This window comes from Acinetobacter sp. UBA801 (genome assembly GCA_002296655.1).
In the GTDB taxonomy this organism is placed as follows: domain Bacteria; phylum Pseudomonadota; class Gammaproteobacteria; order Pseudomonadales; family Moraxellaceae; genus Acinetobacter.
The window spans coordinates 1-23327 of record DBIN01000044.1 but is presented as its reverse complement, the minus strand read 5'-3'; the positions used below and the strand labels follow the sequence as shown (position 1 = coordinate 23327).

The 23327-nt window shown below is 39.0% G+C and carries 21 protein-coding genes and 4 tRNA genes; 14 read left to right on the top strand and 11 right to left on the bottom strand.

Translation table 11 applies throughout. The features are described from left to right. Positions 1–122 precede the first annotated feature (122 nt). The 5 genes from B2W49_RS09115 to B2W49_RS09095 all read left to right on the top strand — a co-directional run bounded on the left by B2W49_RS09115 (position 123) and on the right by B2W49_RS09095 (position 2929). Positions 123–1652, top strand: a complete 1530-nt coding sequence (locus B2W49_RS09115; RefSeq protein ID WP_291339640.1) for a DUF3336 domain-containing protein — start codon at positions 123–125, stop codon at positions 1650–1652. 4 nt (positions 1653–1656) lie between these two features. Beyond that, a complete protein-coding gene (locus B2W49_RS09110) occupies positions 1657–2499 on the top strand; it encodes a serine/threonine protein kinase (protein WP_291339638.1) in 843 nt (280 codons plus the stop codon). Positions 2500–2616: 117 nt separating this feature from the next. Then, positions 2617–2701: transfer RNA gene (locus tag B2W49_RS09105), tRNA-Leu, on the top strand. 33 nt (positions 2702–2734) lie between these two features. Next, a tRNA-Trp gene (locus B2W49_RS09100) sits at positions 2735–2808 on the top strand. Between the two features lie 36 nt (positions 2809–2844). Next, a tRNA-Leu gene (locus B2W49_RS09095) sits at positions 2845–2929 on the top strand. Between the two features lie 239 nt (positions 2930–3168). Here the strand turns inward: B2W49_RS09095 and B2W49_RS09090 are convergent. The 3 genes from B2W49_RS09090 to B2W49_RS09080 all read right to left on the bottom strand — a co-directional run bounded on the left by B2W49_RS09090 (position 3169) and on the right by B2W49_RS09080 (position 6283). Next, on the bottom strand, positions 3169–3372 hold the full coding sequence (locus B2W49_RS09090; protein ID WP_004971452.1) for a hypothetical protein: 204 nt from the start codon (positions 3370–3372) through the stop codon (positions 3169–3171). Positions 3373–4106: 734 nt separating this feature from the next. Further along, complete coding sequence (gene gloB, locus B2W49_RS09085; protein WP_291339635.1) at positions 4107–4838, bottom strand: hydroxyacylglutathione hydrolase; 732 nt, start codon at positions 4836–4838, stop codon at positions 4107–4109. Between the two features lie 209 nt (positions 4839–5047). Continuing rightward, entirely contained in the window at positions 5048–6283 is a 1236-nt protein-coding gene (locus B2W49_RS09080; RefSeq protein WP_291339633.1) for a pyridoxal phosphate-dependent aminotransferase, read from the bottom strand. A 153-nt stretch (positions 6284–6436) separates the two neighbouring features. Here B2W49_RS09080 and msrB point away from each other — a divergent pair, with 153 nt between their 5' ends. Together msrB and B2W49_RS09070 are read left to right on the top strand one after the other, a co-directional pair. Then, positions 6437–6856: a peptide-methionine (R)-S-oxide reductase MsrB gene (msrB, locus tag B2W49_RS09075; RefSeq protein ID WP_291340410.1), complete on the top strand. Its 420-nt coding sequence runs from the start codon at positions 6437–6439 to the stop codon at positions 6854–6856. Then, entirely contained in the window at positions 6853–7332 is a 480-nt protein-coding gene (locus B2W49_RS09070) for a glutathione peroxidase (RefSeq protein ID WP_291339631.1), read from the top strand. The genes msrB and B2W49_RS09070 overlap by 4 nt, the downstream gene beginning before the upstream one ends. A gap of 444 nt (positions 7333–7776) precedes the next feature. Here B2W49_RS09070 and dapC read toward each other — a convergent pair whose 3' ends face one another. The 5 genes from dapC to B2W49_RS09045 all read right to left on the bottom strand — a co-directional run bounded on the left by dapC (position 7777) and on the right by B2W49_RS09045 (position 14156). Continuing rightward, positions 7777–8946, bottom strand: coding sequence for a succinyldiaminopimelate transaminase (gene dapC / locus B2W49_RS09065; protein WP_291339629.1), 1170 nt, complete (start codon positions 8944–8946; stop codon positions 7777–7779). A 20-nt stretch (positions 8947–8966) separates the two neighbouring features. After that, positions 8967–11633 (bottom strand): [protein-PII] uridylyltransferase, encoded by a 2667-nt coding sequence (gene glnD / locus B2W49_RS09060; RefSeq protein ID WP_291339627.1) that lies wholly within the window; start codon positions 11631–11633, stop codon positions 8967–8969. A gap of 27 nt (positions 11634–11660) precedes the next feature. Continuing rightward, a complete protein-coding gene (gene purT / locus B2W49_RS09055) occupies positions 11661–12878 on the bottom strand; it encodes a formate-dependent phosphoribosylglycinamide formyltransferase (RefSeq protein WP_291339625.1) in 1218 nt (405 codons plus the stop codon). Positions 12879–13059: 181 nt separating this feature from the next. Continuing rightward, positions 13060–13407: an L-valine transporter subunit YgaH gene (gene ygaH / locus B2W49_RS09050; protein ID WP_291339623.1), complete on the bottom strand. Its 348-nt coding sequence runs from the start codon at positions 13405–13407 to the stop codon at positions 13060–13062. Beyond that, positions 13404–14156, bottom strand: a complete 753-nt coding sequence (locus B2W49_RS09045) for an AzlC family ABC transporter permease (RefSeq protein WP_414630594.1) — start codon at positions 14154–14156, stop codon at positions 13404–13406. The genes ygaH and B2W49_RS09045 overlap by 4 nt, the downstream gene beginning before the upstream one ends. A gap of 104 nt (positions 14157–14260) precedes the next feature. On the opposite strand from B2W49_RS09045, the gene B2W49_RS09040 reads away from it, so the two are divergent. Further along, a complete protein-coding gene (locus tag B2W49_RS09040) occupies positions 14261–14752 on the top strand; it encodes a hypothetical protein (RefSeq protein WP_291339621.1) in 492 nt (163 codons plus the stop codon). Between the two features lie 129 nt (positions 14753–14881). On the opposite strand, the gene ychF is transcribed toward B2W49_RS09040, so the two are convergent. Then, entirely contained in the window at positions 14882–15973 is a 1092-nt protein-coding gene (gene ychF, locus B2W49_RS09035; protein WP_291339619.1) for a redox-regulated ATPase YchF, read from the bottom strand. A 267-nt stretch (positions 15974–16240) separates the two neighbouring features. On the opposite strand from ychF, the gene B2W49_RS09030 reads away from it, so the two are divergent. Together B2W49_RS09030 and B2W49_RS09025 are read left to right on the top strand one after the other, a co-directional pair. Further along, a complete protein-coding gene (locus tag B2W49_RS09030; protein WP_291339617.1) occupies positions 16241–17005 on the top strand; it encodes a glutathione S-transferase family protein in 765 nt (254 codons plus the stop codon). A 458-nt stretch (positions 17006–17463) separates the two neighbouring features. Further along, a complete protein-coding gene (locus B2W49_RS09025) occupies positions 17464–17934 on the top strand; it encodes an Lrp/AsnC family transcriptional regulator (RefSeq protein ID WP_291339615.1) in 471 nt (156 codons plus the stop codon). 76 nt (positions 17935–18010) lie between these two features. On the opposite strand, the gene B2W49_RS09020 is transcribed toward B2W49_RS09025, so the two are convergent. Continuing rightward, a complete protein-coding gene (locus B2W49_RS09020) occupies positions 18011–18760 on the bottom strand; it encodes a YebC/PmpR family DNA-binding transcriptional regulator (protein ID WP_291339613.1) in 750 nt (249 codons plus the stop codon). Positions 18761–18859: 99 nt separating this feature from the next. Continuing rightward, positions 18860–19438: a 1-acyl-sn-glycerol-3-phosphate acyltransferase gene (locus tag B2W49_RS09015; protein WP_291339611.1), complete on the bottom strand. Its 579-nt coding sequence runs from the start codon at positions 19436–19438 to the stop codon at positions 18860–18862. Between the two features lie 450 nt (positions 19439–19888). Between B2W49_RS09015 and B2W49_RS09010 the strand changes: the two genes are divergently transcribed. The 4 genes from B2W49_RS09010 to B2W49_RS08995 all read left to right on the top strand — a co-directional run bounded on the left by B2W49_RS09010 (position 19889) and on the right by B2W49_RS08995 (position 23181). Then, a tRNA-Ile gene (locus B2W49_RS09010) sits at positions 19889–19965 on the top strand. Between the two features lie 227 nt (positions 19966–20192). Continuing rightward, a protein-coding gene (locus B2W49_RS09005) for an IS3 family transposase (RefSeq protein WP_291339609.1) occupies positions 20193–21340 on the top strand; the annotation gives its coding sequence in 2 pieces (ribosomal slippage) (positions 20193–20439 and positions 20439–21340; 1149 coding nt in all). Between the two features lie 290 nt (positions 21341–21630). Beyond that, a complete protein-coding gene (locus B2W49_RS09000) occupies positions 21631–22443 on the top strand; it encodes a DUF6502 family protein (protein ID WP_291340407.1) in 813 nt (270 codons plus the stop codon). Between the two features lie 534 nt (positions 22444–22977). After that, positions 22978–23181 (top strand): hypothetical protein, encoded by a 204-nt coding sequence (locus tag B2W49_RS08995; protein ID WP_291339607.1) that lies wholly within the window; start codon positions 22978–22980, stop codon positions 23179–23181. Positions 23182–23327 lie beyond the last annotated feature (146 nt).

Below are 23327 nucleotides of genomic sequence, written 5' to 3'. Positions count from 1 at the left end.
GGTTTGCCAATTGCGGTACTTACTTAGTCATTGACGCATGTTATTATTTTTAAGATATTGTTGTGTATAGTAGGCATCGGCAAGCGTAGTGCTGCGAATAAACTAACGGATTGAGGAATGCTATGTTATTTAAAGGTTTCACCGAAGATGTTAATCCGCATCAAGCCTATCGCATAAAAAAGCTCAAGCACCAAATTCAAAATGCCGAATCTTATGAAGAATGGAAAAGTATTGCCATTCGTATAGATGAAGAAACTGGTGCGCAAGAATGGAAATATGACAACAGTTCACCATATTTTGACGCGGAAATTATCTCGCACCGTTTAAATTTATTACGCCGCTACCGCACTACCGAACGCAGTCGCGATTTAATTTATATATTGCGTGAAGGTTTAACTTTTGACATCGCCAATATTGCTCATCCTATGTTGTTCACTGCAACTTATGTGGGTACTAAAAAAATTATTGAAGATTATGTTGATGAAGTCAGCAAAAGTTTGGCTTTTGTCGCTTCAGATGAATGTCAGGCTTTCACCAAATCAGAAAAAATAGAGTTTTTTCAGCAATGTCAAACGGCATACGGACAACCTGCATTGATGTTCTCTGGTGGTGCAACGCTAGGTTTGTTTCATACAGGTGTTTGTAAGGCATTGGCTGAACAGGATTTAATGCCTAAAGTGCTGTCGGGTTCGAGTGCAGGCGCAATAATGACTGCAATGTTAGGTATCTCAAAACCTGAAGAAGTACAACATATATTGGGTGGTGAGTCATTTTTCCACGAAGCATTTCAGTTTAGACAAATGCGGGAAATTCTTAAAGGCAATGGTGGGATTGCCGATGTACATTATTTAAAAAAATTCCTGATCAAAAACTTAGGCGATACCACGTTTGAAGAAGCGTTTAAAAAATCAGGTTTACATATTAATGTGGCGGTTGCGCCTTACGATACATCGCAAGACTCACGCATTATGAATAGCTTTACTGCACCAGATTTGTTGGTTTGGAGTGCGGTGTTGGCCTCGTGTGCTGTGCCAATTTTATTTCCACCAGTACGTTTAACCAATAAGCGCTATGATGGCGAATATACTCCATATATGGGCAAAACTCGTTGGGTGGATGGCAGTGTGCGTAGTGATTTCCCGCAGGAAAAGATGGCACGTTTGTATAATATCAATTACACCATTGCCAGTCAGGTGAATCCTCATGTGGTGCCGTTTATGCAGGATGATATTAAGCGTTATCGTAAAGATATGCTGAGTTGGCCAGAACGGATTATTCGTCGTCAGGGTAAAGTGATTAGTCGTGGGGTAATGGATTTTGTACGTGAGCGTGCAGGTGCTGTACCGCCAGTGCGTCGTTTGCTAGATCATGGCTATGGGATTGTCGATCAGCGCTATTATGGTGATGTGAATATTGTAGGAAGTTACAACCTACGTCATTACAGCTACATGTTGCAAAACCCAAAACCACATTTGTTTAAAATTTTACAGCGTGAAGGCGAACGCGCGACTTGGCCTAAAATTTCATCGATAGAAACACATGCACGTGTTGGTAAAACTTTGCAACATTGCTTAGAGTTATTAAATGCACCTCAAATTGCAGTATCTACTGAAGTCGCAGCAGAAATGCGCCCTGGCGTAATTGTTGTTTAATATTGTGAATTTGGATGTTCAACAGTTAAATTCTGCGCAGTTCGAGCTGCGCAGTAAAGCACAAAGTTTGCAACATGGTCGGCATATCTATCGTTTTGAACATCAAGGGCAGTTTTATTGGCTTAAAGTCCAACAACCAGGTGTTCATCCGACAGTAGAGCAGGGCTTTGCACAAGAATGGAACTTCTATAAAAAGTACGCGCAATCATCACATTTATCTTTTTTATTGCCATGTCAATTGATGGATGCTGTACCCATTCATATTCAGTCGCATGGTAATTCACATGACATTTTATCTCATTATTCACAGGTCTATTCACGTGCTTTAATTTTGCCTGAAGCAAAAGCTGTTCTTGCGATGGGTAATTTACCTGAGCATACAGAAGAGATTAAACATATATTTTGGCGTGTCTTTGAAGCAGTAGAAGTATTGCATCAATTGGATTGGATTCATGCCGACTTAAAAGCTGAACATCTTGTACAGTTAGATGGACATATCAAGCTATTAGATTTTGAGCAAGTACAGCAAGTTGCAGATATTCAATCTCAGGGGATAACGATAACAGCTACACCGCGTTATATGGCGCCAGAGTTATTTCACGGGCAGCCTAAAACTACACAAAGTGATATTTATGCGTTAGGCATTATTTTTTATGAATGGTTAACGCAACAACGCTTACAGGCAAATAGTTACCATGATTGGGCGTATTTACACTGTCAAAGATTACATATTCAACTTCCTGCACATCTACAAGCATTTTTACCACTACTGAATCACATGCTAGCGAAGCCCATTTCACAGCGTGCAGCGAGTATTGCAGAGTTGAAATTATGGCTTAGTGGCTGAATATGCTGAAGAAAAAATCAAAAAATAGTTTTTTGTTTTTTATTTAAACAGTCATTGCGCTTTTTTATAAAAAAGGCTTGTCATCAGGAAGTGATCTCTATAATATACACAGCCATCGGGGACGTGGCGAAATTGGTAGACGCACTGGATTTAGGTTCCAGCGCCGCGAGGTGTGAGAGTTCGAGTCTCTCCGTCCCCACCACTTAAATATCAAGCCAGCTTGATTTTAAGTTACAGAGGATTGGTGTAATGGTAGCATGACGGTCTCCAAAACCGTTCGTCAAGGTTCGAATCCTTGATCCTCTGCCAAATTAAAATCCAACAACTCAGTTGGTACCCGATGTTGGGGACGTGGCGAAATTGGTAGACGCACTGGATTTAGGTTCCAGCGCCGCGAGGTGTGAGAGTTCGAGTCTCTCCGTCCCCACCATGTATTAAAGAGCAAGGCCTTGACCTTGCTTTTTTATTGCCTGTTATTTAGCTTTAAATCATTGCATCTCTTTGACAAAGTTTCGATGTATTTCAAGATTTGAACTTCGTATAAAAAAGCCCACAAACAGGTTATGGGCAAAATTATCTTTAAATATTGATGAAATACGATTTGAATTTTTATTTTTTGCATCCTATCAAGTTCAACCGTTATCGCATAATTATATATGGTATAAGTATTTATGCTTTTAAATGGTCTTCAAATTCCTCGCCTAATTTCATTGCCAAAGCATTACCAGAAAGCTCGCAAGTGACTAAACCATACTCTTTTTGAAAGCTAAACGTGAAACCGTGACCATCCGCCAAATTTTTGACTGAATAACCTAATTTTTCTAGCCAAATACGAAACGCAATTAAATTTTTTGCTTTAACAACTTTTTTCACGAGAGAACTCCTATCCATTCATCTAAATATTAATAGGGATATTTCTTGGTTTTTTAAAGGGCAGAAATGTATTTCTTAGATATTTTTTGCACTGATTTTGCGAAGTCTAAAGTCTTTTTTTGAAAATAGAATATTTTGAAACAATTGTTGAAGAATAAATTTTTGATATTTATTGTTTTTATTGGATTGGTGCCATTGATTTTAAGGTCTTAAATGTATTGCCAAAAGATGACTTAGAAATATTTTGTTAATGATTTTTTGGTTTAGGCTGTATTTATTTCAGCATGTACACATGAAGATTATCCATTTTTTATGCGAAGCTTTAATTTAGCGAAATGTGTATCAGTGCGTAGCATGTCAGTACTTAATAGGCATTAGCTTTTACTATTGTTCAATTTGAAGATTTGTGAAATAGCCATGATCGCACAAACAATTCAACAGCAGGTGGAGCACATCGTGAAGCTGATACAAAATCAAGGACTAGAGCCTGTTGCTGTGATGCTCGGGTATGAAGGTTGATTATTGTTTTCCTTCCAATCCGAAGTGGTTTATGCTGCCTTCTGGCAGCGCATGCCGTTATCAGCCTGGATTGTCCAATTTTTGGTACGGGCCGATGAAATGAACGCTGTGCGTGTGGTGACGCAAACTCAATGAGATGAGTTTGCGGCAAGCCATCTAATTTTATAAGCAATCTGTGTTGTGTAATTGAACATCGTGATGACTTATAAATCCATTTAAAAATTATCTTTCAATTCACGTAATTTTTGAAATTCTTGAACGCTTTCTGCTCTTAAAAATGGATTGGTTTCGAGTTCCAATTCAATACTGCTTGGCAAAGTCGATTGATTTAGCATACGTAAGTTTTCAATATGCTGATAACGCTCCTGAATTGCCAAATTTTCGGGTTCTACATGTAGCGCAAATTTTGCATTGGCAAGGGTATATTCGTGGGTGCAATACACTTGGGTTCGCGGTGGCAAAGCAGCTAATCGATTGAGCGATTGGTACATTTGCTGATGTGTACCTTCAAAAACACGGCCACAGCCCATTGCAAATAAAGTATCGCCACAGAACAATACATCCAACGCATCTATAAAATACACAATATGCCCCAAGGTATGTCCCGGAACGGCAATAACATCAACCTGTAAATCATGAAAATTGACATGGTCTTGGTTTAGTAACGGATGCGTGATAAACGGAATTCTACTCAATTCTTCACGTGGCCCATAAACAGGCAAATTACCTTCCGCAATGAGTTCAGGCACACCGCCAATATGATCTTGATGCCAATGCGTCAACCAAATTTGCGCGATCTCTAAACCATGTTTTTGGCAAAAATCTTTAACAGGTTTGGCATCGGTTGGGTCAACCACTACCACTTTTTTACTGGCACAATGCTCAAGCAACCAAATATAGTTTTGTGATGGTTTTTGCGCATCAATAAGATGGACTTGGTAGTGCATGCTCAATTCCTGAAACTTAATCGCTTGTGGCTATTACAGCATGCTTTTGCGGGCGTGTAAAAGTGTATCCCTAAGTGTCAGGGTATTGCTTTGCTGTATTACTGCTTGATGATGAACAAGAGATAAAAGAAAAAATAGAAATAAAAAACCAAATCCATAAAAAATGCCGTGATCCACACGGCATTTTAAAACAGAGATTCGGTTTGGTCTTAGCGGATTTTTGCCAAGAAACGACCTAATCGTGTCATTGCTTCACGTAATTCATTTTCTGCAGGCAAAAACACCACACGGAAATGATCAGACGTTGGCCAGTTAAAACCTGTACCTTGAACCAACAAAACCTTTTCTGCTTTGAGCAAATCGAGCATTAACTTTTCGTCATCTTCAATTGGATAGACATTTGGATCAAGTTTAGGGAAGCAATACATTGCGCCTTCAGGTTTGACACAAGACACACCAGGAATGTCGTTCAACATTTCCCATGCAATGTTACGTTGTTCGTATAAACGACCACCCGGACGAATGAGGTCATTGATAGACTGATAACCACCCAATGCCGTTTGAATCGCGTATTGCGCCTGATGATTGGCACACAAGCGCATAGACGCCAGCATGTCTAAACCTTCAATGTAATCCGCAGCACGAGATTTATCGCCTGTAATTGCCATCCAGCCTGAACGGAAGCCTGCGATGCGATACGATTTAGACAAGCCATTGAAGGAAATACAGAGCTGATCACCCGCTAAAGCTGCAACTGCAACATGCTCAATGCCGTCATAAATAATTTTGTCGTAAATTTCATCGGCAAATAAAATTAAGTCATATTTTTTTGCCAACGCTACAATTTGTTCCAACACATGACGTGGATAAACCGCACCCGTTGGGTTATTTGGGTTAATAATGACAATACCACGCGTATTTTGCGTGATTTTACTTTCCATATCAGCAATGTCTGGATACCAAAAGTTTTCTTCATCACATTTGTAGTGAATGGCAGTACCGCCCGATAAATTTACTGCCGCAGTCCAAAGCGGGTAGTCAGGCATAGGCACCAGCATTTCATCGCCATCGTCCAACAAGCCTTGCATTGCCATAACAATCAGTTCAGACACGCCATTGCCAATATACACATCATTAACATGCATATCGAAAATGCCTTTTTGCTGATAGTATTGACAAATTGCTTTACGTGCAGGGAAAATCCCTTTGGAGTCGGTATAACCAACCGCATTGGGTAAGTTCAATGCAACATCATTAATAATTTCTTGTGGCGCTTCAAAACCGAATGGGGCAGGGTTGCCAATATTTAGTTTAATAATTTTATGACCGGCTTCTTCCATTTCATTGGCCGCTCGTAACACAGGTCCGCGAATGTCGTAGCATACATGCTCAAGTTTTGATGATTTTTTTATTTCGCGTGGAGTTGTGTTACCTAGTACGGACATAGTTCCATCCAATCATTAGAAGATAAATAAATTATAGATTACTGAAATATCACAATCTATGCTGAAATTTAGCTAGATATTTTGCAAGCTCTAGCGTAAATATGGAAGTACTGAAGCATGACACTGAATGTCAAAGATTTAAAGGAGTTAGTGATGGGAAAACTCAATAAAACAGACCGAGAATGGCAAAGAGAGTTATCACCAGAGGAATTTCGGATTACACGTCAAAAAGGTACCGAGCCTGCTTTTACGGGGAGATATTGGAATACTAAACAAGAGGGTATTTATACCTGTCGTTGTTGCGGTACAGCACTATTCTCATCAGAAACAAAATATGACAGCGGTAGCGGTTGGCCAAGTTTCTTTCGTCCAATTCAGCCTGGGGTGATTGAGGAGCATCAGGATGACTCGCATGGTATGCAACGTACCGAGATTGTTTGTCATCATTGTGACGCACATTTAGGTCATGTTTTTGATGATGGCCCACAGCCAACAGGATTGCGCTATTGTGTAAATTCGGCTTCTTTAGAACTCAAAACACAAGAAAAAAATGATGAGGGAAATTATCCATGACCAACATTTATCAGTTTGAAGCTGAGTTGTTAGATGGACAAAATAAAGCCTTTAGTGATTATGAAGGGAAGGTCTTGTTGATTGTAAATACAGCCAGTAAATGTGGTTTTACGCCTCAATTTGCAGGTTTAGAAAAGTTATATCAACAATATAAAGATCAAGGTCTGGAAGTTTTGGGCTTTCCGTGCAATCAGTTTGGTGGGCAAGATCCAGGTTCCAACGAGCAAATTGGGAGCTTCTGTCAAAAAAACTATGGTGTCAGTTTTCCAATGTTTAGCAAAATTGATGTCAAAGGTCCTGAAGCACATGCGATTTTTCGTTACCTGACCAACAACAGTAAAGGTATTTTGGGTAACGGAATTAAATGGAATTTTACCAAATTTTTAATTGGTAAAGATGGCAAGGTATTGAACCGTTTTGCTCCCACCACCAAACCTGAGGATTTGCAGGCGGAAATTGAAAAGGCATTAGCTTGAGTGTGGTAAATATTCATAACACAGAATAAGTGGAGCATATTCTTGTTTATTTTGAATGTTTATTGATAAAAAAGATCCTTCGGGATCTTTTTTATCCGAAAGGCTGTGTGGCACAAAGATTTGAAAGTCAAAGCACCACTATTTGAGCCGAATTTAAGGATTAAGTTGTGTAAGTGGTCGCCCTAATTCCGCAAATCTGTTGAGGACTGCTTCACGTGCATGAATCTCATGTACGGGTTGGGAATATACAGATCGTATTACGATTAATATTGATTATTAAAAAAGCACATCTGTGAAGTTTTGTCTAATTGACTATCTTGATATAGCAGCATAAAAACCGACTAAACAATATGCTGTAAGTCGGTTTTCACGGGGTTAATATCTTTAGTCTAAAGCAGTTTTTCGATTCCGATTAATCGCTTGTACATTCATCTAACAACAAGCTTATAAAACCGCTTTAAGACGTTGAATCACTTGTTCACATTGTGCTAAATCTGCGACCAAAGCCAAGCGAACATGGTTTTCACCTGGGTTACCTTGTACAGTTTCACGAGATAAATACCGACCTGGAAGCACTTTAATATGGGCTCTTTCCATCAACATTTTGGCAAAGTTTTCATCATGATCGACTTTGAGCCAGTAATAAAAACCCGCATCTGGTTTTTTTAGTGGCAGTAAATGCCCAAGCTCTGTTTGAAATAATTCAAACTTGGCGCGATATTGTTGGCGGTTATCTTCAACGTGCTGTTCATCATCCCAAGCCGCAATAGAGGCTAATTGATGTTGAACAGGCATTGCCGCACCATGATAGGTACGATATTGCAAATAAGGTTTTAATAAGTTTGCATCGCCCGCAACAAAGCCTGAGCGCATGCCCGGTAAGTTTGAGCGTTTAGACAAAGAGTGGAATACGATGCAGTTTTTGTAGTCATCGCGTCCAAGTTCGGCACAGACTTCCAGTAAACCTGTAGGTGCTTGGTCAAACCATAATTCCGAATAACATTCATCGGATGCAATCACAAAATCATATTGATCTGACAGAGCAATCAGCTTTTTAAATAGTTCTTTTGAAAGGACAGCACCGGTTGGATTTCCTGGTGTACAGACAAACAATAAAGCGGTTTTTTCCCAGACTTCTGCAGGTACGGCATCAAAATCACCCAAGTAATTATTGTCTTCGGTGCAATTGATGAAATAGGGTTGAGCACCTGCCAATAAAGTTGCTCCTTCATAAATTTGATAAAATGGATTGGGCATCACTACATAAGGTGCATCTTCACGTTGAATTAAGGCTTGTACGAAGGAAAAAATCGCTTCACGCGTACCTGAAACGGGGAGAACTTGAGTGTCTGGATTAACTTGCTTTAAATGAAAGCGTTGTGTCAGCCAATTGGCAATGCTGTGACGTAATTCAGGCAGACCTTTGCTGTTCGGATAAGTCGATAAATGCTGAAAATTATCAATAATGGCTTGTTTGACAAATTCAGGTGCAGGATGTTTGGGCTCACCAATAGACAGTGGAATTAACGGCAAATTTGCAGGTTGTACGTCCTGAAATAGTTTGTTTAACTTTTCAAAAGGATAAGGCTGTAATAAGGACAAACTTGAGTTCATGGATGTTCCGTAAATTGAAGTTAATGTTGACTACAGACCTGATTAGAGGCCTCATCTAAAGCAGCTTTAAGCTGGATGGCAAAAGTATCTGCTTCAGATTTTGTCATTGGTTTGCCATCTTTTTTTGTGACAAAGAAAATATCTTCAGCACGTTCGCCCAAGGTGGCAATTTTGGCGGAGTGAATATCTAAGCCTTGCATCATAAACAAGCCGCCAATTTTGGCAAGTAAACCAGGATGATCTAGTGTGGCAATTTCGACCATGTTTTGATTCAGTGCTGCATTGAACGTCACTTCGACTGTGTTTTCAATGTCAAAATGACGCAATTGACGTGGAATACGACGTTGCATCAGACCTGGATATTTATCTGACTGGCTCAAAGCATTGACCAAAGCCTCAATCACCATTTCTTCACGTTCTGGGTCTGTCAAGAGTGTGCCAAAACGGTCTAAAACCACGTAAGTATCTAAACTAAAGGCTTTAGTTGCAGTAATAATTCGTGCATCCTGAACGTCAAGGTTCATGCGGTCTAAAATGGCGACGGTTGTAGCAAATAAGTTAGGTTGGTCTTGAGTGTAAATAAAGATTTGTACTGCATCTTGTGCTGATTTTCGGTGCGCACGCATGAGCACTAATGGTGCGGGATTATCGCCATGCTCCAAAATTGCACGGGTATGCCATGCAATTTCATCGGCAGATTCTTTAATAAAGTATTCATCGCCCAGTTCTTGCCAGACTTTTTCAACGGCACTGAGTTCAAAATTATTGACCAGTAATTCACTAGCGGCAAACTTGGTGTCTTCAATCAGCATTTGATAATCGACTGGACGCCCAAGCCCTGAACGAATGACATCACGCGCTTGTGTGTAAAGTTGGCGCATTAAAGATGCACGCCATGAGTTCCAAAGCGTTGGATTTGTGGCATTAATATCGGCAACTGTTAAGGTATAGAGATAATCTAAATGCTCCATATCTCCCATTTTTTCGGCAAATTCTTTGACCACATCTGGGTCAGAAATGTCTTTTTTCTGTGCTGTGACTGACATCAATAAGTGATTTTTGACTAACCAAGCCACAAGGTTACATTCACGCTCGGTAAATCCATGTTTACGGCAAAAATCGATAGCATCTACTGCACCAAGCTCACTATGATCACCACGACGACCTTTAGCAATATCATGGAAAATCGCAGCCAAATAAATAATGTCACGACGGGCAAGACGTTGAAATACCGAGCTGACCACAGGAAAATCTTTTGCAAATTCAGGTTCTTTGAAGCGGCTTAAATTGCGGAGCAATAGTAAAATATGGGCATCGACTGTATAAATATGGAATAAGTCATATTGCATTAAGCCTGTAATTTGTCCAAAAGCAGGAATGTAATTGCCCAAAACGCCTAAGCGTTTCATGGTCACCAAGGTATTATACAAACGGTGCGGTGAGCGCAAAATCGCCATAAACAGCGCTTGATGTGTTGGATCATCACGGAAACTTTGGTCAATGCGCTTGGCTGCAAGTGTTAGTAGGCGCAGTGTTCGTGCGCGAATTCCTTCAATTTCAGGGCGATTGGCCAATAAATAGAAAATTTCTAAAATTGCACTTGGTTTTTCTGAGAAAATTTTGTGGTGCTGTACGGCAAGTTTGCCATCGACCAGTTTAAAATTTTCATTAATTTCTTCGATGTTACGTTCATAATTAGGCAAACGCGGGGTAATTACCGACTCATTAAAATAGGCCAGCAACATTTCATTTAAAGTGGAAACTTGCTGTGCAGAGCGATAATAACGCTTCATAAATTGTTCAATTGGGTAATTTTGTGGTTTACCTTCTTCTCGAACATAGCCAAAAGATGCTGCAATATCACGTTGATAATCAAACAATAAACGGTTTTCATCACGTTTAGTTAAACGGTGGAGATGATGACGGATTTCCCATAAAAAGCTTTCGGCTTCTTCGAGTACAGCTAATTCAAACTCTGAAATAAAACCTAAATGCACCAAGTCGTAAATACGATTGACCCGAAAATGGCGTTTGGCAATCCATCCAATCTGGTTGATGTCACGAATACCGCCCGGAGCATTTTTAATATCGGGTTCTAAATTACTTTCGGTGTCATTGTGCTGTGCGTAACGCTTACTTTGTTCCTGCATTTTGGCATCAAAAAAGGTTTTATCTGTCCAAGTTTGCGAAACAATACGACGTGGCCATTTGGCAAGTTGCTGATTTCCCGTAATTAAACGTGCTTCAATCAAGGCGGTTGCAACAGTCAAATCACTGGTTGCCTGAATCACGCAGTCTTGAATAGTCCGCACGCTGGTGGCAGGTTTGAAATTGCCAACATCCCATAAAGACGAAATAAAAGTCGAAATAAGTTGTTCTTGTTCTGCTGTGATCGCATCTTCCGACAACACCATAATATCGACATCAGAATAGGGCAGCATTTCTTTGCGCCCATAGCCACCCACTGCAAATAGGCTCAAATCGGTTTGGTCTAATTCGGCATGTTGCCATAAAAAAGTGAGCGCTTCATCAATCAGGTTAGAACGCGCCAAGATCACTTCACGAATGGATTGTCCATTTTCAAAACATTGTTGTAGCTGATTTTCGACATCGGTGCGCCATTGGTTAATGGCCTGAATGTCATGGTTGCTTTTTACATAATTCAGCAAGGGTAATGTAATGATCATGGACAATTCCGTTATGCAATGACGAGCTTAATTTTGATTTTCGTTTAAATGTACGCGAACAGTGTCCGCAGTATGCTGAGCTAGCTCACGTGCTTGCTCGGTTGTTTCTGCACGCGCAGTCGCAACGCCCATACGACGACGTTCAAAACCTTCTGGTTTGCCAAATAAACGTAAATCTGTATCAGGATGTGCCAATGCAAGATTCAGGCCAGAAAATGAAAGATTTGTTGCATCAGCACCTGCATAAATCACCGCACTGGCTGCAACACTATGGCGTTTTGTGTTGACAGGTAAGCCTAAAATCGCGCGTGCATGTAATTCAAATTCACTTTGGAACTGTGATGCCAATGTCACCAAACCTGTGTCGTGTGGACGTGGAGACACCTCACTAAACCAGACTTTATCGCCTTTCACAAACAGTTCTACACCAAAAATGCCGCAGCCACCTAAGGCAGTGGTCACTTTATCCGCAATCCGTTTAGCTTCAGTCAAGGCAGCATCGCTCATGGCTTGAGGTTGCCAGCTTTCTACATAGTCGCCAGCCTCTTGACGGTGACCAATTGGGTCGCAATATGAAGTTTCAATCCTACCTGTTTCTGCGTTTTTAGCACGTACGGTTAATAAGGTAATTTCAAAATCGAAGTCAATTTGTGATTCCACAATCACTGTGCCTTGATTGACGCGTCCACCTGTTTGGGCATATTCCCAAGCGGCATCAACTTCATCAAAACAGGTCACACGCGATTGTCCTTTGCCTGAAGATGACATCACAGGTTTTACAAAGTTGGGGTAACCAATGTCATCACAGGCGGCACGGAAAGATTCCAAAGAATTGGCGAAGCGGTAAGCCGAGGTTGGCAAACCTAATTCTTCTGCAGCTAAACGACGAATTCCCTCACGGTTCATGGTCAAATTGACGGCTTTGGCAGAAGGAATGACTGTGGCGATGTTTTGTTCTTCAATTTCAACCAAGACCTGTGTCGCAATCGCTTCAATTTCAGGCACAATTAAATTCGGCTGGATTTTTTCAATCAGTTGTTTTAATTCTGTGGCATCTGCCATATTCAAAGTATAGGCATAATGTGCGACTTGCATGGCTGGCGCATGATCGTAGCGATCGGCGGCATGTACTTCTACGCCTAAGCGTTGCAGTGAAATTACCACCTCTTTACCGAGTTCCCCTGAACCTAATAGCAAAACTTTAAAAGCAGAAGATTGAAGGGGAGTACCAATGGTTACGCTCATGTGAATCGTCCTTGCTAAAGTGGGCTTTTAGCATAGCAGAACTGTTCTATGAGTTAAGCCTTGTTTGCAATAAAATCATGATTTTGTCATCAACTTCAATTGCATTGAGTGTTTTAAAGCAGCTAAGGCTGAATTCTGAAATAGATTATTTGAGCGATTCAATCTCTAAACCTCAGACACATTAGAATGAAAATGGCACATAAGTATAAATTAAACCATAGGTGATGGCCGCGGTAAGCGTGGCAGGTACGATTTTCTTAAACTTAAAATACAAACCTGTGAGTACTAAAAAGCCAATCAACATCGCAAAACTTTTATTGGGTGTTTCAAGCAAAGGTGGCAAGGTTGCAACTACGAGCATAGAGCTAATTGCGGCAATGCCAATGCTGCCCAAAGCGATTTTGAGCCATAACGCACCACGTTGCTGTGAGCCTTGATGAAACTTTTGAATTACAAAGAATGGACCAAAACGTGAGGCGAAATTTGCAATACCGACTACAATACCGACCAAAATAATTTCCATACTCATGATTTTGCTCCTGTATGTTCAGGGTCGGGTTGTTTTAATACATAGTGTTTAAATAATCCCGCCAAAATACCTGAAGCAATCCCAATAAAAATTGCAGCAGATAAGTCAATAAAATAACAAGCTACGGCAGACACTAAAATGGTGATTCCCACCACAAAGGTGTGTTTCTTTTCAAAAGCGGCCAATAAGAAGCTGAGGAATAAAGCGGGCAATAAAAAGTCGAGAGCTGCTTGTAAAAACTGTGGCATTTTAGTGACTTGATCGGCAAATAATCCACCTAACAAGGAGCCTAATGCCCAAGACATCCAACTAAATAAACTCAGTCCAAGCATCCATGATTCAGACCATTCCTGACGGCGTTGCGACAGTTTAATCATGCCTGAGGCAAAAACTTCATCGGTTAGGCCCCATGACCAAATTGCGGTTTTTTTGAGGTTTAAACGATCTTGAATCAGGTTTTGTAAGGCCGGACCGTAAAGTAAATGTCGAATATCCAAAGCAATCACTGTTAAAGCAGTCATCCAGATTGAAGTTCCACTGCCTAATAATGCAACGACTAAAAATTGACTTGCCCCTGCATACATTGAGCAAGATAAAAATAAGGCTTCCCATGCACTAAATCCGAATTGAGTGGCAGAAACACCAAAAGCAAAAGAAACAGGTAGATAGGTAAAAATGATTGCCTGACTATCTTTTGCACCTTGCCAAAAACTTGCTGCGGGTACAGTTTGAATATTGTGTACGGACACGACACACCTTGTGGGAGAAAGTTGAACAATGGGTCAAATGAAGATTGTGTATTATACTTGAATTCATTAGCATGATGCCGAATTGTTTGTATGGGCGAACCGATATGTTGAAATTGAAAACACCTGTAATCCTGCTTGCTTCAATGTTATGCAGTAGCCTGTTATTGCAAGCGTGTAGCAATGACAACAACCCGAAAAAAACAGTAGAAATTAAGCCTGCGCCAAAACTTACCAATGATGCGACTGTATATGCTCAAGCCGCGTGGGAATTGATGAATGAAGTTGAGCCATACGTGTATCGTAAACAGCGTAATTTAATTGAAGATAAAGTCCGCAAACCTGCCCGTAAATTAAGTACCGACTGGCGTATTAATGTCAAAATGACCGACTCTGTAACTGAAGGGAAATATGCGCTGTGTCGTAAGGCATTGACCAGTCTGGAAATCTGGGCACGTGCGACGATTGACAGTTCAAGCAGTCTTGCGCAAAAACAAGCTGATTATGAACGGGATAAAAAACAATGTGCTGATGCATTGGTACATCCAGAATTGGGCAATACCGACCCGAAACAAAAGGGCAATGTGATTCAGTCTTAGGTGAATTGAGATTATTTGCATTGATCTGATGCAGAATCTTCCATAAAAAAACCTCGATACTTACATCGAGGTTTTTATTGAATCAATACTTGGCTGCATGCATTGTTGTAAAACTAAGCATTAAAACAATTAAACATTAAAGCGGAAGTGTAAAACATCACCGTCTTGTACGATATAAGTTTTACCTTCTAAGCGCCATTTGCCTGCTTCTTTTGCGCCTGCTTCGCCGTTGTATTGTACGAAATCATCATAAGCAATACATTCAGCACGAATAAAGCCTTTTTCAAAGTCAGTGTGAATTACGCCTGCTGCTTGTGGTGCTGTTGCACCTACTTTCACTGTCCATGCACGGACTTCTTGTACGCCTGCAGTAAAGTAAGTTTGCAGACCTAAAAGCGCATAACCTGCACGAATCACTACGTTCAGACCTGGCTCTTCCATACCAAGAGCTTCTAGGAATTCTGCACGGTCTTCATCTTCAAGCAATGAAATTTCAGCTTCAATTTGGTTGCATAATGGCACCACAATCGCATTTTCTTCTGCAGCAAGTTTTTTAACTGCATCTAAGTGCGGGTTGTTTTCAAAGCCGTCCTCTGCCACGTTGGCAATATACATGGTTGGTTTTAAGGTTAATAAACCAAAACCACGAACCAATTTACGTTCATCATCATCTAAATTGGCTGCACGTGCTGGCTTGCCGTCATCTAGTAAAGGTTGAATTTTTTCTAAAACAGCTTTGGTCGCTACGGCGTCTTTATCGCCACCTTTGGCAGATTTTGCTAAGCGTGTAATGGCTTTGCTCACCGTTTCTAAATCGGCCAAAGCAAGTTCTGTATTGATGGTTGCAATGTCATCTAATGGGTCAATTTTACCATTTACATGAATCACATTTTCATCTTCAAAGCAACGAACCACATGCGCAATCGCATCGGTTTCACGAATGTTGGCAAGGAATTGGTTGCCTAAACCTTCACCTTTAGATGCACCTGCAACCAAACCTGCAATATCTACAAATTCCATCGTGGTGGGTAATACACGTTGTGGATTTACGATTTCTGCCAATTTGTCCAAACGCGAATCTGGCACAGGTACAATGCCTGTATTTGGTTCAATGGTACAGAACGGGAAGTTTTCCGCTGCAATTGCAGCTTTGGTTAAAGCATTAAAAAGCGTAGATTTACCAACGTTTGGCAGGCCCACAATACCACAATTAAAACCCATGAATAACTCACAACGTGTTATTTAAAAATTAGGCACGATTTTACATGAAAGGGCAGATAAAGTCAGGTCATCGAACAGATGTTTCTCCACTCCAGTCTGCTTAGCGTTGTTGGTTGAATGTCTAGCAGGAATTGATTTGAATTGCTGACTGTTTCGCCTGACTTTTGAATAAAAAGTACATTGTAATTATAAGAAGCTATGACTAAAGTATGACATGCACAGTATTGATATTGCTTTGGATATCAAAATTTTAAATATGGAGATTTTATGCGCATCTTATACCAGTTTCCTCTGTCTCATTTTTGTGAGAAAGCTCGCTGGTTATTGGATCATAAAGAATTAGATTATGATGCGCAAAACTTAATTCCAGGTGTACATCGCGCTTTTGCACAATTAAAAACAGGGCAAAATAAATTACCTATTTTACGTGATCAAGAGCGTTGGATAGCAGATTCGACTCAAATTGCTTTATATTTGGATGATGTTTATCCCGAACATGCCTTGTTACGCAGTGATGCTGAGCAATATAAACATGCCTTTGCCATAAATACTTTGGCTGACGAATTGGGGCAGCATGTGCGTCGTTGGGGTTTGGCGCATGCACTATCTGAAAGTGAAGAACCTTTGGAAATTTTAATTGGTGAAAAAGGCTATTTGCGTCAGTTTTCTAAATATTCTAAGCCAATTATTAAAGCTTTGGTGTCTAAGGGTTATCAGCTCGATCAAGATAAAGTCACAGAATCCAAACAGCGGATGGATGAATTAATTATCATTTTAAATCAACATTTGATTGATAATTATGGACGTTATTTTGTAGGTGAGCGTTTGGGTTTAGCCGATATTTCAGTATGTTCGATGCTTGCGCCTATTTTAGAAATTTCAGGTACGCCGTGGGAAAAAGAACACGATGAAGTCATTTCTGAAGAATTTAAAGATTATCAAAAGTATTTGCTAGATTTGCCTTTAGGGCAATATGTTTCGCGTATTTATCAAACTGAGCGTAATGCACGTGTAGATTGGCGCGGTATTTAAATGTTATTGCCTTAAATAAACATCCGCGCAATCTGCGCGTATTTTGGGATACAGATCTCTAAAAACCTAGCAACAAAAATTTAATCAAAGAATTTAAGTGATTCAAATCAAAATTCTGTACCAAGTTTGGCGGCGCATTGTGCTTATTGTTGAGTGCATCTGTATTAATACATTTCTATACACTTTCAAAAAATAGATGGTTAGGATTGTGACAATATATGTACGAAGCTGTTATTTATTGGATTTTTGAAAATTTAGATGTTCAAAACTATAAGTTCAATGAAATCCCGTTTGTCTATGGAGTTGCTCCAAACGTTAAGCGGTTATTTTTATAACCATAAAGATTTTGCTTTACTACTGGAATGAATTTTCAATAAAAATACTTAGTCTGCAAAATAATTCAAGTATAATGGCGGTATATGTTTGATTTTTATCTGATTAGATTGAGTGCTTGAAAAATGGAATTAGATCGCTTCGATAAGCATATTTTAGAAATTTTAAGCAACGAAGATGTCAATTTAAATGAACTTTCCGAGCGGATTAATCTGTCGGTTAGTTCCGTGCATCGCCGTATTAAAAGTCTGATCGATCATAAAATTATTTCAGGTTTAAAGCGTGAAATTAATTATCAAAAATTGGGTTTTAGTTTACATGTGTTGTTGCAGGTATCATTAAGCAAACACGATACTGATATTTTTGCCAAATTTTTGGATGAACTGGAAAGTATTCCTGAAGTGATACGCGCATTTTTGGTGACAGGGCAGACTGCAGATTTTATTGTAGAGGTTGTGGCGCGAGATATGGAAAATTACAGTGAAATTTTACTAAAACGGATTGGTAAAATCGAGCATGTGGCAGGTTTGCATTCTAGCTTTGTGATTAAAGAATATGATGTTTTAAACTGTCATGGTTTATTAAATAAAGTTTAATTTATTAGAATTATTTTGCGTGATCTATAAAAAAACGCACGAGAACGTGCGTTTTTATGAATTGCACTTAGACATATTATGCGTCTAATTGTGCTAAAACATCATCGGAGAATTCCACGTTGGTATATACGTTTTGAACATCATCTAAATCTTCAAGCATATCAATCATTTTCATGATTTTTTTCGCTTGGTCGATGTCCGTAATTTCTGCTTTAGTCGATGGACTCATGACCACTTCAGCATTGTCAGATTTCAAACCTGCTGCTGTTAGCGCATCTTGAACTGTACCAAAAGCTTCTGGCGTGGTAATAACCAAAATGCCATCTTCAGACACTTCGATGTCTTCTGCGCCAGCCTCTAAAGCGACCTCCATCACTTGATCTTCTAAAGATGAATCTTCAAATGAAATTTCACCACGTTTTGTGAATAGAAACGCTACAGAACCATTGGTGCCTAAGTTACCGTCAGTTTTAGAGAAACAGTGACGTACATCTGGCACAGTACGGTTTAAGTTGTCTGTCATGGTTTCTACAATAACAGCAACACCACCTACACCATAACCTTCATATGTTACTTCTTTAAGATCGTCGTTATCTTCACCGCCTGCACCGCGCTGGATGGCACGGTTAATAACGTCACGTGTCATATTAACTGAAAGTGCTTTTTCAACAACAGCACGTAAACGAGGGTTACTTGCCGCATCTGGACCGCCGAGCTTTGCAGCAGTTGTTAATTCACGAATAAATTTGGTAAACAACTTACCACGACTAGCATCTTGTTTGGCTTTACGATGCTTAATGTTGGCCCACTTGGAATGACCCGCCATGCGAACTATGCTCCTTACAGATTGGCAGTATGCCTATCAAAATTGCGCCCATTCTAACATAAGCCCTTTTTTTAGATAAAGGGCAGAGTTTTAGGTTTTTTAACCATTGCTTGGCGCTGTTTTTGGCTCAGGGATAACAATATCTAAGCCTACGTGTTCTTTATATAATTGTTTGATAAGTGCCATATCGTGATCTAAATCTGTCGGATAAATTTTTTCAAAAATCCCGCCTTGTTTGGTTTTTGAGTTGGCATACATTAATACGATAGGCACATTGGCTGCTTTGGCAATATGCCAAAAACCTGTACGAATTGGCTTGCGGACTTCACCTGTTTTTGCACGAGTTGCTTCGGGTGCAATGACCAAATTGAAATTTTCATTTTGATCAAAAAGTTCAACCATTTGCGAAACAATATCTTTGCTAGATTTACGGTCTACTGGAATGCCGCCGATTTTTTCTAAAACAGGTTTAAGCGGCCCTTTGAAAAGCTCTTTTTTAATTAAAGTATGAATTTTAATATCATAAATTTGGAACAGAGCAAGTGAGAGGATTGCATCCATCATTGAGGTGTGTTCAAAACCCACGATCACTTGTTTGTTTTCGAGGACGTTAGGGTCTACCTGATATTGCCATCCTGCAAGTTTGAATGCAGACTCGCCTATAAATTTTTTCAACATAAATATAACAGCTGAAGGATCTGTAAATGCATAATTTCTGCTTGTTTTATATAAGAGTCAACAGAAAAATTGTTTGAAATATAGCAACCTAAAATGATGTGGATGATACATTATATCTTTTATTAGTTTTAATGTTAACGGCTTTGTTGTGTAAACATGTAAACATCTGATTTAAAAGAATTTAATTTTAGGTAAAAATAATCGAAACTTTTTTAAAATGATATAGTTATGAAATTCTTGTTCAACAAAGCCGAAGCGCGTAAAGGGAAGCGTTTAAATATGCATTTGGCAATGTTTCGGAAAGTGAAGGTGTAGTTTTTATATTTCAATAATTAAATTTATCTGTTGACTATCTATACAGCAATTTATGAAAATGGCTTGTGTTTTTTAAAAATCTTCGCTAGTATTCTTTGCGCTTGAACTTGTTGAATTATAACAAATTCAATTTTAGGGCCTATAGCTCAGTTGGTTAGAGCAGCGGACTCATAATCCGTTGGTCGACAGTTCAAGTCTGTCTGGGCCCACCATATAAAACAACCACTTACGTGTACTAATCGTAAGTGGTTTTTTATTAAAATAAAAAAGGTAGCAAATAGGTAGCAGTATGAATGATGTTTATGGAATGCAAATGTCATTGGAAATGGAGGCAAGTAAAGTAAGAATTTTAGAAAGAGAAAAACAGCAGATCAATGAATAGCCACCGATTTTGTAGACACCTTTTAGTTAGATAAAATGACTAATTAACGAGGTGCTCATGAGCAGTAAACGATACCCTGAAGAATTCAAAATTGAAGCAGTAAAACAAGTCACTGAGAAAGGTCATAGTGTGGCTGAAGTTGCTACACGTTTAGGAACCACTACACATAGTCTGTATGCTTGGATCAAACGTTATGATCCACAGCAGCCCAAGACAACAGAATCTAGTGATCCAACTACAGAATTAGCAAAGTTAAAAAAAGAACTGCAACGGGTTACTGAAGAAAGGGACATATTAAAAAAGGCCGCGGTGTACTTCGCAAGCCAGTCCAAATGAGGTACGCCTTTATTCAGGACAACCAACATATATGGTCTGTTCGTCGTTTATGTTCAACGTTAGATGTTCATCACAGTGGTTATTACGCCTGGTTAAAGAAACCTACCAGTATAACTGCCAAGAAACGGCAACAGCTTTCAGGATTGATTAAACAATTCTGGCTGGAATCTGGTGGAGTCTATGGCTATCGCAAGATTCACTGTGATTTGAAAGATGTTGGCGAAAGTTGTGGGATCAATCGAGTACATCGACTCATGAAGGCGAATGGTCTTAAATCGCAGCGTGGCTATCGTAAACCTAGAGCTCACGCTGGTACTCCAGCTGTCGTTACCGCAAACACTTTAGACCGACAGTTTAACCCAACTCATCCCAACCAGTTGTGGGTGACTGACATCACCTATATCCGTACTCATGAAGGATGGTTATATCTTGCAGTTGTGATTGACTTGTTTTCACGTCTTGTTGTTGGCTGGTCGATGAAATCCAGAATCACGACAGATCTGGTTTTAGATGCGTTATTGATGGCTTTGTGGCGAATAAACCCAAAGAACAAAGTCCTGATTCATTCTGACCAAGGCAGCCAATACACCAGTCATGAATGGCAGACATTTCTCAAGCATCATAATCTTGAAAGCAGTATGAGCAGACGAGGAAATTGCCATGACAATGCTGTTGCCGAGAGCTTTTTTCAGCTGTTAAAGCGAGAGAGGATCAAAAAGAAAATATATTCATCAAGAACTGAAGCAAGGTCAGATATCTTTGAATATATTGAGATGTTCTACAATTCAAAACGCAGACATGGTTCCAATGGTCAACGTTCTCCATTAGATTATGAAAAGGCCCATCAAAAGATGGTTATGTGTGTCTAGAATTTTGGTGGCTATTCAGGGTGAAATTTTCATCATACTTACTCCTTAACGATAATTATTCAAATTAAATACTCTATCATAAAATGCGAAAATTTAGCATTTTTATGATAGAGTATTTAATGAACAGTTGTAAATAGATGAACGCTAAATAGTGAAAAATTAAAAAGTGATAGATTTAGAGCTAGATTGTGAGTATTTTTTCACAAGATACGTAAATTTATATGATAAAATTTGTAGGAGACTAAAAATAGTTGGAAAATTTCAATTGTAATTCTACTGCTGTTGGTGTGATGACTAAACTTCCTACTAATGATGCTGAGTTTAATTTAAAGCAAGTGCTTGCACTCATGGATTATCTTAACCAATGGTTAATTCGTTCTGGTGTTGGATATACAGAATTTTCCGCTGCTTTAAAACCAATTTTTTATCAACAGGCTCTTCAAGAATTAGAAAGAATTGATCAAAAGCCTACTATTTCTGCTATTAGTTTATTATCTGGTCTACACCGTAAGGATGTCAGTGCATATAAAGAGACGAAGCTGGCGGGCAAGCCTTTGACTGAAGCAAATATTTCTGAACCAATTAGTGTTCCTTCTCGGGTTATAGGTTTGTGGTTAGCAGAAGGCTGGGGAGAGTGTTTACCATTCAGTAGTGAAAAAGAAAATAATTTCGAAATTTTGGTAAAAAGAGTATCTACTGAGCGCCATCCTAGGTCTGTGTTAAATGAGTTGATCCGATTAGGCATAGTACTCGAAAAAGACGGTAATATTTTATTGCAAAAAGGACAATTTATTCCTGATCCTTCTTTACAAGAAGCTCGTAAAATTTTGATTAAAAACTTACAATCCCATTTGGCTGCAGGTTTCCATAATTTATTTGAAAATAATGAGAAAAACTTTTTAGAACAAGCTGTGTGTGCGGATGGATTAACTGAAGCGTCTGTTCAGTTTTTACGTGATCAGAGTCTAAAATTGTGGCACGAATATTCACTACAACTACTAAAGTCAGCTTCTGAAAAATGTGCAGAGGATGAAGGCAAGCTAGATGCTACTAAAACTTTTATATTTGGGGTTTATCAACATGACCGTGAAGAAAATAGTTAAGCTCTTTTGCTTTAATATTTTATTTTTAACAATGATTGGTTGCGGAGAGAGTTTTAGTGTAGGAGGGGCTAGTTTAGAAGGTACAGGGTAATGGGCTTCCACCTCCACCTAGTCTTGGGAATGCTCACGACAGCAATAGTGATTATCTCTTTAAACAAGATCAATACACGTTAAAAACTATTTGGGGCTGCAACTGATTTGTGTGGTCTAGTCGTTCGCGAAATTCAATTTTTGGATTTTTATAAAAAAACAGATTTACGTGAAGATGCTTTATATGATCTAAAAGTTGATAAAGATAAAGGTATTCCTATAGAGATTAAATTATCTTTTCTAAATAATTATTCGGATAAAGTGATATTAGAATATCCTGATTGCAATGTGCCTTTAGATTTTTATAATAGACCTCTTGCGAAAGTATAGTTTTATCTAATTTTTGAATTGGCTAAAACCTTATAAAATATAGCTTTTGACTGCTTAAAATTTGACTAACGCAAGAAGTCTAATACCCAAACAAAAGATCAATTATTTCCTGAGATGCAATGTTCCATTATTAAAAAAGTTGAGTTAATACCAGATGAAGAGCGTATTTTTCAACTAAAATACAATTTATTTGAACCTGTAAACGGAGTATGGCAATTAAATAATAAAGTCAAAATTACTATCCCATCTGAGCCAGAAGAGGAGTGTGGAGAATTGCAGTTACGATTGGAACTAATAGAAAATAAAAATTTTTCTTGATGAAAGTCAAATCTAGGCAGAGTAAAACTTGAAGTGCGACATAAACCACCTAATTAATTTAAAGGGTTTATGGAGTATATAAAATTGTCATACCATCATCTTAACTTTGAAGATCGTACTGCATTAATGCTTGAGTCAAGAAAAGA